The sequence below is a fragment of the Paenibacillus sp. J22FR5 genome (assembly GCF_059691975.1).
In genome coordinates this window covers 15,472-30,926 of the sequence record NZ_JCAUAN010000001.1, presented here as the reverse complement: position 1 = coordinate 30,926, position 15,455 = coordinate 15,472, and the positions used below count along the sequence as shown (strand labels likewise).

Below are 15,455 nucleotides of genomic sequence, written 5' to 3'. Positions count from 1 at the left end.
AGCGGTAATTTCGAAGCCATGCTCCTCTCCCCTCACGCTCCAGTCCATGCAGACTGAACCCCTGTCCGAAGATATTGCCACACAGACACGCTCATTATAGAAGTATCGTGGTGGTCTCCATTAGTTCATCCCTCGAAGTCTTCCCTATGGAATCGGTAAATGTCACTAGCATCCTGCCATATGTTCGAAAAACATTCAACTGTCAGCCGGTGCCATTCTTCTTCCAGACGGTGATCAATGACCCGATTGGAAAGCGATAGAGATGGATCAGACTCGACAATCATAAACAGGGTCAGCCCCTCGCGAAAAATCCTTAAAGAAACGATGCCAGCCTCCCGCATATGCTTTTCGTTCCCCCCAGGTATATCACGGTGTAGCTGTTCGTACCGCTCGACTTGATCAGGATGAAGATGAGCCACTCTGACTTCCATTATCCGCTTTGCTGCCAATTATCCCACTCCCCTACTCTTGTTCGCTTACCATGCGGTTTGTCAGTGCTCCTAGCATTTCAATCTCGATTGTCACGACTTCTCCGAGCTTCAAATACACCTGTTTCTCCCAGCATCCTCTGGCGTGCCCATTTCTCCGCTGAGCTGACGCTGTTTTATTGACGCTTTCTCGGCAGCCGGGTCGTCATACGATGTTCTCAAATAGTTCTCCACAAACGGTATCAAAATAGTCCCCGGCAACAGTCAATTTGACCCGAATATTATAGACCGCATAATCGACCTGCATTGATTTGGTTAAAGCGAGCACTGCGTCTTTCGTTGCCGCATACTTTTCCCGATACCTGAACCAGCATCTGTAATCAGCGCTACTTTAGTTTGCAAAAGCATACTCTCAATCCTTTATGTCTTTAATTATCAACCGATAGACCCGACTCTCTATTAGTTCTCTTTCAAGCAAACTAACTAATTTTGATCTAAAGGGAAGTCCACCATTTTATCTATTATTTTAATTTTGAAAGGTTTAAAGCGATGAAGAATACCTAGAGGCATTGAAAAGCACGCGTGCGTGAATCTGTTTTATGTTGTTGCTCATCATTATTTAGACCTCGAACGTCCCTGAACTCGCTGTTTATCTTCTTCCTCCCAAGGCATAGCATAAGTCGGGTCGTTCACGAAACGTTCCATGGTAAGACGCAATGAGATGCTCGTTCCTTCGGGCATTTCGACGCAAAGCCACTTTGCATTGACGGAGATGCTTCCGACTACTTCTCCGTCATGGCTCAGGATTTCACCGTCTGTAAACTGGTGCTCACCGAACACACCCGCCTGAATAATAAGAGCCTGTGCAGTGAACAGACTCGTATTTACAAGCTGCAACGTGACGGAGTCCGCTGTCAGCTTCTCAACTAAAGCTGACACCCCTTGCGGCAAGCCCGGACGCTTATGAACACAGTCGAAGTAACGGACTCGGCCGTGCTGAAGCCCCCCATGCGAAATATGCATCGGACCGCCTAGTGTTAGCTGTACGAGACCTTCAAAGTATACAGGGCACATTTCTTGCCATATATGAATAGCAGAATACATACCTTCGTTAAAATGTTCTGTCCAGCTGTGAGGATTCCCCTCCGGCGCCCTCATTTTCGCCAACTGATTGCTGATCACTTCGTAGTTCGCGTTTAAGATCCGTTCCGGATATCCGGGATTGAGCCCTCGAATGTACTGATACCAAGGCTGAGTATTGCCAATGTAATGCTTCGTCTCTCTGCCGGTCTTGGGATCTCGTCCAGAAAAAGCAGGAACGATCACTTCGTTCCAATCGTGATCTTTTGCAATGCGCTCAACTCTTGTCAAGTCTTCATCAGCCATCGATAGAGACCATAGATAGATCGGATACTTCGGCAACGCTTCACGATAATCCGCCCAGCCACTGTCGAAATGCTTGTATGGAACTAGCCATTTTCCGTCCTGCTCCTTGCCCAGTTCCCAGTTACGGTCCAGCTGCTCTCTCGCCAGCCGCAGCCCGTTCAAATCCCCAGTCAGCATCGCCATGTTCATACAGGCATTAGTCAGCGGCTCGATAATCGTCATGAAACCATGCGGCCATCGCCAACCGTAGTAACCTCCCCACCATTTGCCATCATTATATTCACCGATTTGTCCAGTCAATCCGACATTATCCGGAATGATGCCTCCGTTGGACGCTGTCCGCTCCTGCCAGGCGTTTACATACTCGACGACCCACTGACGCAGCTTCTCATCTCCGGATTGCATATAGGCATGGGTAATCAGTCCCGTTGCGTTCAAATTCAGTGGTACGTCACCACGATTCATCCGCTCATTCATCATTGTGATCAAACGTTGGTACACTTGGTCGTTGGACCAGGCACATTTACCACTCGCAAAATCGACGCCGGGAATATCTTCATAAGGAGCTAGATAATCATCCAAAATACCCCGATGCGTGCTCCAGTCTTCTGCCGTGACTTCATACCGGGGGCCTCTGCTTCCATTCAGCGGTGAGCGGATCAACTTCCGCTCTTTATCGTAGTTTGGCGCATCAGGATCGTCCCCTGTATACATAGCTGCGAACTGTTGCGCTCTCTGGCGATCCTTCAGTGTTGCCGGTCCAGCCAACCCAAGAAAATAAAAGTACAAATAACCTTCGCCGTGGTGCATCCAATCGTAATATGCGTCGAACTCCCGGTGAATTTGACCATACTCCGTCCATTGCCACGTAATGCCATCGAATATCCGCCGGGAAATTTCGTGTAGCTCTCCGCTTCCACCAAGCACATACAGGAGTGCCAAATTCATAAACCCTTCGAACGGATCATCCGATCCATCCATACCCGGCCAATGGTCAAACCAAATGAGCGTTCCGTCCGGACGGGTATAGCGCGCTACGAATTCCTTCGCCGCTTTGTTCAGCGTATCGAATAATAACTGCTCCTGCAGCGCCCATTGCGGAGGTGCTATTCGGTTGGCTGCGGTGATGCTCACGATATGTTCATTTTGCTTCGACGCTGACATTCAGAAAACTCCCCCTTTAGGATTGAAAGTGAATTATAGGTATCGAATCCAATCTTGATAACGGTCGGTTAACTCGCGATTGTGGCCATCTCCTCCATCCGATAGGCACTGATCAAGACCTGAGGAACAACTCCCTTTGCGCTCAATTTATCGACGATAGCAAAGGTCAATACGTCGCCTCCAATCGCCATATTTCTTTATACTTCGACTCCTCCCCTTATACCTATCTTCTCTTGAATTCTATAAAAGCGAAGTGCATTCTTACCTGTAATCCCGTCCACATCATTTTGATTAAGCCCCTCAGGAAGGCAGTCAAAAAAGAGCCGCACCACCTCGTCATAATCGCCCGCAAGCAAAGAAACGGGCCAATCGCTGCCAAACATGGCACGGTTCGGACCAAACGCATGAAGCACTTGAGCTACATATGGTTTTAAACGTTTAGGATCATATCCGCCGAACAACGTAATCAACCCGGATATTTTGCACATCGCTTCAGGATGAGCTGCAATGGCCGATATGCATGTGGCCCAGTCCTGAAAGGTTTCTGGCCTCTGCACTTCTGGCGAACCCAAGTGATTCAGAACTACCCTAAGTTCTGGCACCTGTTCAAGCAAATGTACAACATAGGGGAGCTGGCTTGATCGTAGTACTAGATCAAGCGGAATACCCTCTTTTGCCAGTAACCTAAGATGACGAACGACCCTTGGCCGCAGCACCCAGTCATTGTCCTGCAGTGTATGCAGCATCGGACGAACCCCAACAAATCTTGGGTATCGTTGGCTCAAATACTGCAATGTTTCTGGTGCATCGTCCGAATCCAAGTCGATCCAGCCAACAACGCCGATCAATCTCTTGTTTCGCTCCGACAACGCTAATAAAAATTCTGTTTCTTCGACCGTAGGCGCTGCCTGAACGGCGATCGTGCCAGTAACGCCATGTTTACACAGCGACGATTCCAAATCGTCCGGCATGTAATCACGGTATAGAGGCTTCAATTCGGACGTAAGCCATCCATAATCTTTGCGGTTTAATTGCCAATAATGCTGGTGCGCATCGATCATAGTATTGGCGTAGTACATTTACTTTGCACTCCCCACTTCAGACTTTTTCTACTAGCCGATAAAGTATCCACCGTCAACCGGAATTTCCGCGCCATTAATCCAAGATGAGCGCCTGCTCGCAAAAAAGACAATCGCTGCCGCAATTTGCTCGGGAGTAGCCACATTTTTGGATTCTTTATAGATCTGCTCAATTTGTTCAGGTGAATGATTGGTCACCTTTAACCATTCGTTCAAAAGTGGCGTCGCTGTTCCTCCGGGCATAAGCGCATTCACCCGGATATTGACTTCGCGCAGATCTAATGAAAGTCCGCGAGTCATATGATTCAAAGCTGCTTTCATCGCATCATAGACGAGATTATTGGGGCAATTAACAAGTCGGTTTATCGAGCTTACGTTGATCACAACGCTCTCGCCGTTACGTTTCAACCACGGTAGCGCTTCCTGAGTCAGGAAGAATGGAGCTTTTACGTTCACCGCAAACAGCGAATCCCAATCTTCATGACTGATATCTTCAATTGGTTTATTACAGACTATAGCTGCATTATTGACAAGAATGTCCAATCCTCCCCAGCGACCTATCGTTTGATCAATGAGTTGCTTTGGAGCTTCCCGAAGAAATAAATTCTGATTCACGAATATGGCCTCACCGCCTAACTCACAGATCTCATCCACTACCTGATGTCCATCCTCTTCATTTATGCCATGTACAGTTACTTTCACTCCATGTCGCGCTAATTCAATCGCTGCCGATCTGCCGATACCGCTTGTTGAACCTGTCACAAGAGCTATTTTGCCACGTAAATCTTCCATAGACTCACCACTTTTGATAATCAAATTTGTTTTCAATTCATCGATATAGTCAGCCATCGCAATAACACTTCTTTCCATTTCTCCGCTGCAACAGTTATTAAAATGGCATCAACGATTTTAGGTTTATCCTTTAAGTGATCCTTCCGTAAGTCCTGAAATAAATTGTTTTTGCATGAATAGATATAACAGAAAGACTGGAAAAGAAGCCATAATAACAAGAGCAAATATATCTTCCCAGTTTGTACTATACTGTCCGATTGCACGGAATATCCCTGTAGTTACTGTGTATGCTTTCGTGGAGCCTAAAATAATGGATGGACTAATAAAATCATTCCATATCCATAAGCAAAGAAATATGACAATAGTTGCCGTAGCCGGGCGCAGCAGAGGAAAAATAATGGCCCAAAAGATCTTCATTTTCCCTGCTCCATCCATCTTTGCTGACTCATCAAGCTCCTCTGAAATTGTGCGTATATACCCAACATAGGTAAATACAGTGAATGGCACATAAAACGCGATATTGTAAATAATAAGGCCCTGAGGGGTGAACATCAGCCCGAATTTGCTCAATACTTTAACGGTTGGAATTAGAATAACTTGAGGCGGAATCATTAAACCAGATAAAAGCAGTAAATAGGTAAGTGAAAAAAAGCGATGTTTATTTCTCGCGATAACAAAAGACATCATTGAACAAATTAAAATCGTGATAAAGACCGAAGCTGATGTAATTAAAATTGATGTCCCATAAGCTTTAAATATATTAAATGAAGGCGTAACCGCCGAACGGACGAAGTTATCGAACGTTAATTTTGCTAATGGTAATGAAAGAGGGTTACTTAGAATATCCGCTCTAATTTTAAAGGCATTTACGAATGCAATATAAAATGGAACCAATAGAAAAAGGGATAGAACTAGTAATAGCGCATGGCGCCCCACTTCAAATCTTCGACTCATCATACAATCCGCTCCTCTCTCTTTCGGAGAAGTACTGTCAGTGCAACTGCGAACACGCCTACAAGCATCAGCATATATACAGCCAAGCTAGAAGCATAGCCTAATCTATTCGCGTTAAAACCAACTTTGACCACAGTGTACGCAATCGTTTCTGTTGACCCGCCCGGGCCCCCGTAAGTTAACACAGCAACACGATCGTATTCGCGCATCATTCCTGTAAACATAAATACAATACTTGTCGTAAAAGCAGGAGCCAAAAATGGGAATGTCACATTGCGAAACTGCTGCCATCTTGAGGCTCCATCTATGTTCGTAGCATCAAAAAGCTCCTTTGGAATGATTTGAAGTCCTCCCAAATAAATAACAATTACAAAACCTGTTGATTGCCATATAGCCAAAAATGTCACCGTTAGTATAGCGAGGTTAGGGTTTCCAAGAAACTCGATTTTTTGCCATCCAAAGTGAACAATTAAATTATTTAACAGGCCGTTATAGCTTAAAATGCTCTTCCAAATGAAACCAACCGCAACTGAACTAATGAGAAGTGGAAAGAAAAATACGGAACGGTAGAAGTTCGTCATTCTTCCTTTCTTATTTAACATCACTGCGAAAAAGATCCCAAATACGTTGACAAAAACGGTTGTAACTATTGTTATAAACAAAGTTACTCCTATTGCGCGATGAAATTGTTTATCCATAATGGCCTCACGGAAATTTTCCAAGCCAACTAGATGATAGGCGGGGTCTATCCCATTCCAATCCGTAAATGCGTAATAGAAACATAAAATAATGGGAATCATCAAGAAACAGATATAGATGATGAAACCAGGGGAGAACATTAGTGCAGATGACCAAAAGTCCCGTTTTTTCATTTGTCTCGCCGCCTATAGGTAGTGTAATTCAATGAACAAAGGCACATATTATCTATGCGCCCTTGTTCATTGTTGTTTGTCTTAGAGCAAAGTTCTATTTATTTTTTATTTTTATCCCAATAATAGTCAAGCGATTGCATTTCTTTTTTCAGATCAGCTTTGCCTTGATTTGCTATTATGTTTTGACTTACCTTGTTATATTGATCCTGAATCCCCGCTACAGGCACACTTCCGACTTTATTATTGTAGAATCCGACCATTGGTGGGTTTTTCGCCAATAAATTAGAGACTTCTGTTTGCAACGGACTCATGTCCCACTTAACCGGATCTTTCATCGTGGAGAAAAGGCCATCCGTTTCTAAAAACTTTTTGTTATTTTCGCTATTCAGCATCATGAATTTTGCGAATTTAATAGCTGCCTCTGAATTTTTGGTTTTCTTTGAAATAGCAAGACCTGCGCCATTCTCTCCTCCAAGAATAAATTGTGATCCATCCTTTGTTGGTACTGGGAACACCCCTACCTCAAAGTCTTTCTTGGCTTTCGCATCCGAAGCTGTGTACCAAATACCCATCGGATACATTGCTCCATTACCCTTTAAAAATTCTTGTTCCACAGCAGCATAATCGATACTTAATGCGCCTTTGTTGAAGTACCCTTTTTGCACAAGATCATTATAATAGTTAGCTGCTTCCATCCAAGCCGTGTCCGTAAATTTCACCTTGCCATCGTAACGATCTGTATACCAAGCTTTTTTATCCAAGAAAACCGTTGGGGAGGTCAGAGCAGAGAACGTGAACCCTGACGTCCAATCTCCTGCAGTTAAAAGAGGGGTAATGTTTTTAGCCTTTAACTTCGCGCAAGCATCTTCAAGTTCTGCCCAAGTTTTAGGCAATGTTGTAATGCCTGCATCGGCAAACAGCTTTTTATTATAGAAAATAAGCGTTTGCGGTTGACTTCCCGCCGTAGTAATTTGATACAATTTTCCATTAATGAAATCCGTTTCATAATTCTTTATGTTTTTAATATCATTATCAACCGGTATTTCTAGCAAAGCATCTGCATCGACAAAAAGTTTAGTCGTCGCATTCTGAATAACATCGGGAAAATCACCAGAAGCAAGCAGTGTCTTCAGATAGTTATCTGGACTGCCTTCATTCCCAGGAGGTTGAATGCGTTTCACTTTAATATCAGGATTAGTTGCTTCAAATTTTTTAATTAAGCCGTCATAAAACTCTGCTGTCAAATTAGGCGTAACCCAGGACTGAAATACAATTTCTGTTGGCTTAGCTGCTGGCTTAGCTGCCGATGTTACCGCAGCACTAGGGTTTTTCGTTTCTGCAGGTTTTTCCGCAGTATTGTTGTTCCCACACGCAGATAGGCTAGATACGATCACACAAGCGGAGACTATGGTAAGAATCTTCTTCAAATTGACTTCCCCCTTCATTTCTTATAATATTTGTTTACTTTCTTATTATTAAACAAACACTAAAACGCTTCCACAGGAATAATGATACTTTTACTAGATTAACTAAACTACTTTTACAAGTTTGGAGGTTCTACGTGCTCATCCAGATGTATAAACAGTATATTGGTCCCTATATTTTTCGAAAATTGAATATGGGCATAGGAATCTCCCTCTTAGTTGTATTTATCATGCTTGGCTATTTGACCTATAACAGCTTCTATCAGTTGCTTGAACAAAGAGAGAAGGAACTTCTGAACATTAGAACAGAAAATTTGAAGCTTCACCTTGTCGACACCCTAGAACGGTTTAAACGGGAAACTGTATCCATTTACAACACAAACGATCCTTCAATTGGAACTAACCAATTTTTTCTGACGAACAGGATACCCGCCCCCGATGATGAACAAGGGAAACTTAAAGAGAAAAATTATTTTAATGGAGTCCTTTCTCTTCTACTCAATAGAAATCCAATTGCGAATGCTTTCCTTTTTTATCGTATAAATGATCAGAAATTGTTTGCCCTTACCTCCCAGCTTCAGCAATTGCAAATAAACAATTCGTTTGATTTTCCCGCATTTTTCAAAAAACTCCCAAATGATTACAATTTCCCTTATATCGGAGATGTCAATGGCGTACTAAACCCATCTACACCTATGATTTATTTCGCCAATCCTGTTTTCGATCTTATAAGCATTAATCCGAATAAAGTAAACGGTTATTTTGCAATGATTATCGATACAAAAATCTTATCAGACCTGTTTCAAGCCCAAGGAAATTCGGAAAGCCGATTAATTATTAAACAGAAAGGAAATATATTACTTGACACCGATTCTAAGAGTAGCTCCGCAGTTAGCAACTTCAGTAACTACTTATTAAGTAGCATTTCTCTGGAGCAGTATGAGATCGAAATAATTGGAGCTAAGAAAAAAACTGCAATCCAATCCAATTTGAATAAAATTACGATGTTTATTATTTTAATTCTGGGTATAGCCTACCCAATCTGTCTTCTCTTGATTTTCAGCATCCAAACAATTGTTGTGAACCGATTAAAGCAGCTGATGCAGCACTTTAAAAAAGTTCAGACGAATCCTTTTACAGAACCTATGCCAGTTCAAGGGTATGATGAAATTAGTGAATTAATTGCCAGATTTAATCGAATGACTGAGAATCTCAAAGAATATATTAATCGTGTATATGTAACTGACATTCAGAGACGAAATGCCGAATTTGTGGCTCTGAAGATGCAGATCAATCCTCACTTTTTGTTCAATACCTTAGAGTCTCTACGTATGCAAGCGGTCGTAAGCGGGCATCGTGTTCTAGCTGAGAAGTTGCATACCTTAGGTAAATTATTTCGTTGGATGTTGAAACAGGATGACGATGTCATCCCTATTCATGAAGAACTACAGTATATGGAATACTATCTGGAGCTTTTCAACATGGGGAAATCCAATGTCATCCAATTGGAGATTAATTCGGTACTTAATCTTAATGAGCATCATTTACTCAAATTCAGCCTCCAACCGATCATTGAAAATGCAATCCAGCATGGTCAATTGGAAAAACGGGATAATCCGACGATTTCAATAAATATTGCACGAGAAGAAGAAAATTTGACGATATACATTGGAAACAACGGAATTGGAATCTCACCGAACCAACTGGCGAATCTTATAAATACGCTAGAATCTCCGAATTATTTACCAGACAAGCATCTCGGCTTGAAAAATGTACACGAACGAATTAAAAACTATTTCGGCGAAGAATATGGACTATTTGTTCTTAAGGACATAGCTGTTCAAACAGATGGATTCGGCGTGCATATTAAGATCCCTTATAACGACAACAAAGGTAGGGTGAGTAATCATGACCAAGCTGTTAATCGTAGATGATGATCAATTTATACGAAAAGGCTTAATACATTTCATAGATTGGGATGACTTAGGCATCGAAATTACAGGCACAGCAGAAGGAGGATACGAGGCTCTAAAGTTTATTGAAGAGCGGCTTCCTGATATTGTTTTAACTGATATCCGCATGCCTCAGGGTGACGGATTGGAATTGATCGAACAGATCCGAAATAAAGGGTTGAATACGCAAATCATCGTGCTTAGTGGTTACGACGATTACGCTTATGTACGCAAAGCGATGAAATTTCAAGTAGAAGATTATTTACTGAAGCCTGTGGATGCACACGAACTTACATCCATTATTAAAACCTGCTGTGAAAAGAAACACGAGCAATGGAGAAGCGAGCAATTGAAGCGTGAATCCTTTCAGCTTTTACACGATAACATTTTCTTGCGATGGATGGAAAATCGCATCGATGCAGATCAACTCTCAGAGAAGTTGGTTTTTCTCGGTTTGGATATGCGAAAATATGATTTCTTTCAAGTGGGTGTAATCACATGGCAAGATTGGAACGAACGGGAAGTATCGCAAGGGGAACAGCAATTCCGATCGTTTGCCATCGTCAATAGTGTAGATGAAGCACTCCAGGAACTAGATAAAGGTCGAGCATTTCTTAATCAAAATAGGGAGGTTGTATGCCTCTTAACTGGTAAGGGTAATGAATACTCTGATGGCTTAGCATTTGCCAAAAAGAATTTGCTGTGGATGCAGGAAGTCGCAAACAACTATGCGTCCATACTGAAAACACCATGGTTCTGCACGCTAGGCAACGTGACTTTCCAAATGAATACCGTCTATAATTCATATAGTGATGCGCTTCACCTTCAAGATAAGATCCCCTTAACTGCAGGACCATTATGCGTCGATAGCACTCATATCATGCATATGCAAAGTCAGACATCATTGGGTTTAGAAACACGTGAACACCTCGTCACTATCTTAATTTCTGGTGACCGCGATTTATGGACTGAAGCTATGGGTAGCGACTTTCAGTGGGCTTCCACTCAAGCTGACGCTCTTGCTGCCACCAAATGTATTGCTTTCGAGTGGATCGTGCTAATCAAGCAAACTTTAAAGCAAAAAAAGCTACCCCTGAACGAATTTTTAATTGAGAATCAATCCTTACAAAGACTGCTCGTTAGAAATGAAATCGGCGAAATTCGTAGCGATCTGCTCCAATTATTAAATGAACTAGAAAATGCTATCAAAAATTGCGCTTTCAAGAAAAAAAATCCAATTATTGAGCAAGTCGAACATTATGTCCAAACCCACTATTCTGAAGAAATTAGCCTGCAAATTCTTTCTCCTCGTTTTAACGTGAATAACATTTACTTGGGACGCTTGTTCAAAGAAGAAACTGGCGAATACTTTAGTGACTATTTAAATCGCTTGAGACTCGATAAGGCAAAGGTACTGCTTGAATCGACACTTATGAGAGTCTCTGAAATCGCAGGACAAATCGGTTTTCTCGATTCAAACTACTTTTTCCGTAAATTCAAACAAAATACTGGGCTATCTCCAATGGAATACCGGAATTTACATGCAAGAGATGGTTAAAATTAATTGGGTATAACCTTGATTTTCACTTATAAATTAAGGTTGTATCATCCCCTCGTTTGTTTTGTAAAGGCAATGAAACGCCAGCAAATGCATGCGGTTTAATAAATATTTCAGTACATTACTTAAACACCTTCGCTATCTTTACGCAAGATATCATACATTGCGAATTAACTCAACGAGGGAGTAAGGTATCTGGCGAACAGATAACAATAAGAAACGCAAAAAACAGAGCTCAGTAATACCAATATACCGGAGCTCTGTTTTTATCCATTAAATCAACGTAAAAATTATATACTTCCAATAAAGAACATCTCAACTAATTGCCTCTAAATGTGCATTACGGACAGACTTATGACTCAGAAACCCCACTTTAGCAGTCCCTGAAGCTCGTCTGACATCCTACACTGCTTCGAACCTAAGACGGTCTCCTACCCAAGGGTTTGCTGGCTTCTTCTTTTTAACTTTAATCTTAGAGTGGATATTTATTTCCATTCTCATTAGTTAAACCTGACCAAACGATTTGAACCTCAAATCTTCTACCGCTTCGCCTTATAAAACTAATGATACAGCTTCATGAGCGCTCTATTCTAAATCCTCGACACATACGAGCGGTTGATCCCCAGCTCCTTCGCGATCTCTCTGCGTTCTCTCTTCTCCACCAAGTTCTAAACCAAACCGGCCTACCACGACTTCCTTCTTGCGATCATCCAAAATCTCCAGATTGCGATAAATCTTACTCTTCTCAATCTTGAACTGCACCGCATCCACGACATCGTCCGCTTCGCTGCCAAGGATGTCGATCAATGTAATCTCTTTCCCCTCTTTAACCGCTCCGATCGGGTCATGCAGGGACACATCTTTCCACGTTTTTTTCAAGGAACGCAAATGCATAGGGATCTCATTTTCAATACGTGCTGCAAAAATCGCCAGCTTTGTCCCTTTGTTTGGGGAGAAAGACTCAATAGCTTGTTTTTAAAACGACCAGCGCTCCCTCATGCACTAAACCGATACGAGATTGATTTGTACTCGCGATAATAATCCCTTCATCATTCATGAAGAATATTTCGGTTACTAATTTGGGAAAGCTCTTTCACAATATATTGCGATTTTCACTCGAGATCATTGGAACCAGCTCCTAATGCTCTTGCAGCAGATGATAAATGCCCATGAGCGTACTCCGTAAGGTATCATGACTAACGACCACAGAGGCGTGTATTTCTCTATGAATGAATTGACGACGGAAGCTTGAGATAAAAAGCTCAGCACTTTTGGAAATTTGACCACCTAGCACTATAATGTCAGGGTTAAAAGTCTTCAGCACAGTCGCTAATGCCTCTGCCATTCGCTCGCCAAACGCGTCGAACAGTCGCTGAGTTGAAGCCTCTCCAGCACAGGCGGATTCGGCTAACTCCTTGACATCCCGGCCAACCAGGTTAATTCCTTGTTCTGATGCAAGCGCAAGCAACCCGCGCCGCGAGATATAATCATCAGCGATACTGGAACGGTAGGGGATTGCATACACCCACCCGTTGGCTGGAACATCCTCTCGTTGAGTAATCAACTTACCTGACTCCACGAACCCCGATCCAATTCCAGTTCCAAGGGTAAGACAAACGGCCTTCCGAAAGGTTACAGCTTGCCCGAAATGGGCTTCTCCAATCGCAAAAAGTGAGGCATCATTCTCAAAACAAAGCAAGAAATGGGGCATGATTCTATCCTTTAATCGCGTGTCCAACAGCATCATCTTCTTCAGCTGCTCGCCAACCCGCATGCCGTATATAGCATCGAATTTATTCAAACCTTGAATATAGCTGATCCCCTGCTCATAATCGAACGGGCCGGGAAAAGCATACCCTATCCCAGCAATCCGTTCTTGGCCATCAGGATCTGCTAAGTCCAACAAGTCTACAGCCATTTGTACAAAATGATCAAAGATGTTCACAGCGGACTCGTTCGCTTTGGACGGATACTCCGAAATCGTGTGTTCAATAATCCGTCCCGAGCTATTAATTGCTCCTGCTTTAATGGAAGTGCCGCCAACATCGAAAACTAAATAAATCCCTTCCTGCATACTATTTCCCTCCATCTGAACCTGTATGTCATCCTTTGACAAAAGCCTTGATTGTCGCTACCGTCTTACCGATACTTGGGCCAGCAGGTTTAATGACGTATTGCCCAACCGATGCTGGTATAATAAACGTCTCCGCATAATGAATAATGAAAGGTTCAAACAAACCTTCAGGACTTTCCACGACAGCCTCATCGCCCTCAACAAGATTTAGTACATGTACACTGCCATTGCCTTCATGCAGCACGGGCTCTGAGAACCAGTGGCGGCGTGTTTCAATAAATTCGAACTCATGAAGACCTGTACGCTCCTCTCGCCAGCCTTCACCCTCAGCTACCGGTTCTACTCTACCCACTAATTCTTTCTCGGTCCAAGCTGTCGTACGGTCCCATTGAATAACTTTCTCCCCATGTTCAGTATGAACAGGACGCGGCTTTCCATCTAGACCTACGCGATCCCAGTCCCACAGTTTAAACGTGAAAATGTAAGGCGTCGCACTAATTTCGAGCACCATACACTCACTACCTGAGCAATGCACCGTACCGGCAGGAATCAAGAAATGATCATGCTTCGCAGCTGGAAATATATTGACGTATTGTTCGGCTGGGAAGGGCACGCCTTGCTCCGCTTTCCGTAAGTCATCGATCATTTGCTCGGGCACCACATCTTCTTTGAGGCCCAAATATACTTCAGCTCCAGGCTTAGCATCCAAAATATAATAGCTCTCATCCTGTGTATAGTTCATTCCGAATTGATTGCGAATATAATCGGTTGTTGGGTGCACTTGTAAGCTCAAATGTTGACCACCAACCGTATCGAGAAAGTCGAAGCGGATCGGAAACTCCGCGCCGAATCTGGCATAAACCCGCTCCCCAAGCAGCGACTTTGGTTGTAAGAATACGAGATTAATCGCTGGCACATCCAATTGAATCGAACCGAAGTCCAGACACAAGCTGTTTTCTTCTGGCACGCCATCGAAGCCCCACGCATACGGATGCTCTTTGGGTTCCAAAGACATTTTTTCCTCAAGCCAAGTGCCGCCCCAAACACCTGGATCAAAATAAGGGACAAGTCTGAAAGGTCTACGAGCTGTTTGCTCCATGCCATCCAGCAAGGTTTCCCATGAAATAAGTTTCGGATCGTCTTTCACGTTCGTGTCGAGATAAAAGTCAATTTCTTGAAACAGCGACCGCTTCAATCGATCCGCCATGCGCCATTCGTAGAAGTATCCCCGCTTGTATTTACGCAGCATATCTTCATTTTCGTTATGAGCAAGCCAATTACCAAATTCCTTCGAACGGTAGCGAAGCTGAATTTCCCAACGTGTAATATCTGCATATACAAGTAAATCGCCTTTGAATACAAGTGAGGCACCGAAACCAATCAGGATGACAGTCCCTTCTGACACCGCATCCACTTGCTCTTTAAGTTTTGCCAATTTCAATGGGTCATACAAATCTTCGATATGAAAAGGAGACATGTATCCGAATACCCGGTCATCCGTTAGATAACGTTCCAACATACTTTCCATCTCAGCTATGTCCATAGCGGCTGCTTCCACGTCGATTACGACGGAGGGCTGAAAGTATGGTTGAAGCCCTTCTAGAATCTCTTGCTTTCGAACACCTGGATAACATTCAATAACAAGAACTTCATTCTGCTTTTTGTGCAAACGAGCATTCAGAACCTCACCAATATCCGTGTAACCTCGTCGCGCCTCTTGCTCGTGCCCTTGAATTCGAATCGATGGTTTCTTGTTATATGTACTCGTCATG

Annotated in this window: 12 protein-coding genes and 3 pseudogenes; 2 read left to right on the top strand and 13 right to left on the bottom strand. The window is 43.0% G+C overall.

Annotation, left to right across the window (positions count from 1 at the left end; translation table 11 throughout):
• Positions 1-125: 125 nt before the first annotated feature.
• The 9 genes and pseudogenes from AC58P7_RS00175 to AC58P7_RS00135 all read right to left on the bottom strand — a co-directional run bounded on the left by AC58P7_RS00175 (position 126) and on the right by AC58P7_RS00135 (position 8,102).
• A complete protein-coding gene (locus AC58P7_RS00175; RefSeq protein WP_497339357.1) occupies positions 126-449 on the bottom strand; it encodes an L-rhamnose mutarotase in 324 nt (107 codons plus the stop codon).
• A 105-nt stretch (positions 450-554) separates the two neighbouring features.
• Positions 555-786, bottom strand: a pseudogene (locus AC58P7_RS00170) (SDR family NAD(P)-dependent oxidoreductase); the annotation flags it as partial.
• 257 nt (positions 787-1,043) lie between these two features.
• Complete coding sequence (locus AC58P7_RS00165) at positions 1,044-2,978, bottom strand: DUF8034 domain-containing protein (protein WP_497339356.1); 1,935 nt, start codon at positions 2,976-2,978, stop codon at positions 1,044-1,046.
• Between the two features lie 68 nt (positions 2,979-3,046).
• Positions 3,047-3,169, bottom strand: a complete 123-nt coding sequence (locus AC58P7_RS00160; RefSeq protein ID WP_497339355.1) for a hypothetical protein — start codon at positions 3,167-3,169, stop codon at positions 3,047-3,049.
• Between the two features lie 6 nt (positions 3,170-3,175).
• Complete coding sequence (locus AC58P7_RS00155; RefSeq protein WP_497339354.1) at positions 3,176-4,057, bottom strand: amidohydrolase family protein; 882 nt, start codon at positions 4,055-4,057, stop codon at positions 3,176-3,178.
• Positions 4,058-4,090: 33 nt separating this feature from the next.
• Complete coding sequence (locus AC58P7_RS00150) at positions 4,091-4,927, bottom strand: SDR family NAD(P)-dependent oxidoreductase (RefSeq protein ID WP_497339353.1); 837 nt, start codon at positions 4,925-4,927, stop codon at positions 4,091-4,093.
• Positions 4,928-4,972: 45 nt separating this feature from the next.
• A complete protein-coding gene (locus tag AC58P7_RS00145) occupies positions 4,973-5,806 on the bottom strand; it encodes a carbohydrate ABC transporter permease (protein ID WP_497339352.1) in 834 nt (277 codons plus the stop codon).
• A complete protein-coding gene (locus tag AC58P7_RS00140; protein WP_497339351.1) occupies positions 5,803-6,675 on the bottom strand; it encodes a carbohydrate ABC transporter permease in 873 nt (290 codons plus the stop codon). Before AC58P7_RS00140 ends, AC58P7_RS00145 begins: the two co-directional genes overlap by 4 nt.
• 98 nt (positions 6,676-6,773) lie before the next feature.
• Positions 6,774-8,102, bottom strand: coding sequence for an ABC transporter substrate-binding protein (locus tag AC58P7_RS00135; protein ID WP_497339350.1), 1,329 nt, complete (start codon positions 8,100-8,102; stop codon positions 6,774-6,776).
• A gap of 134 nt (positions 8,103-8,236) precedes the next feature.
• On the opposite strand from AC58P7_RS00135, the gene AC58P7_RS00130 reads away from it, so the two are divergent.
• A complete protein-coding gene (locus AC58P7_RS00130; RefSeq protein WP_497339349.1) occupies positions 8,237-10,033 on the top strand; it encodes a sensor histidine kinase in 1,797 nt (598 codons plus the stop codon).
• Complete coding sequence (locus AC58P7_RS00125) at positions 10,008-11,609, top strand: response regulator transcription factor (protein WP_497339348.1); 1,602 nt, start codon at positions 10,008-10,010, stop codon at positions 11,607-11,609. The genes AC58P7_RS00130 and AC58P7_RS00125 overlap by 26 nt, the downstream gene beginning before the upstream one ends.
• A gap of 590 nt (positions 11,610-12,199) precedes the next feature.
• On the opposite strand, the pseudogene AC58P7_RS00120 reads toward AC58P7_RS00125, so the two are convergent.
• From AC58P7_RS00120 to AC58P7_RS00105, 4 genes and pseudogenes are all read right to left on the bottom strand, one after another.
• A pseudogene (locus tag AC58P7_RS00120) lies at positions 12,200-12,581 on the bottom strand (sigma factor-like helix-turn-helix DNA-binding protein); the annotation flags it as partial.
• A gap of 13 nt (positions 12,582-12,594) precedes the next feature.
• Positions 12,595-12,675: pseudogene (locus AC58P7_RS00115) on the bottom strand (sugar diacid recognition domain-containing protein); the annotation flags it as partial.
• 72 nt (positions 12,676-12,747) lie between these two features.
• Positions 12,748-13,683: an ROK family protein gene (locus tag AC58P7_RS00110; RefSeq protein WP_497339347.1), complete on the bottom strand. Its 936-nt coding sequence runs from the start codon at positions 13,681-13,683 to the stop codon at positions 12,748-12,750.
• Positions 13,684-13,711: 28 nt separating this feature from the next.
• A complete protein-coding gene (locus tag AC58P7_RS00105) occupies positions 13,712-15,454 on the bottom strand; it encodes a class I mannose-6-phosphate isomerase (RefSeq protein WP_497339346.1) in 1,743 nt (580 codons plus the stop codon).
• Between the last annotated feature and the right edge of the window lies 1 nt (position 15,455).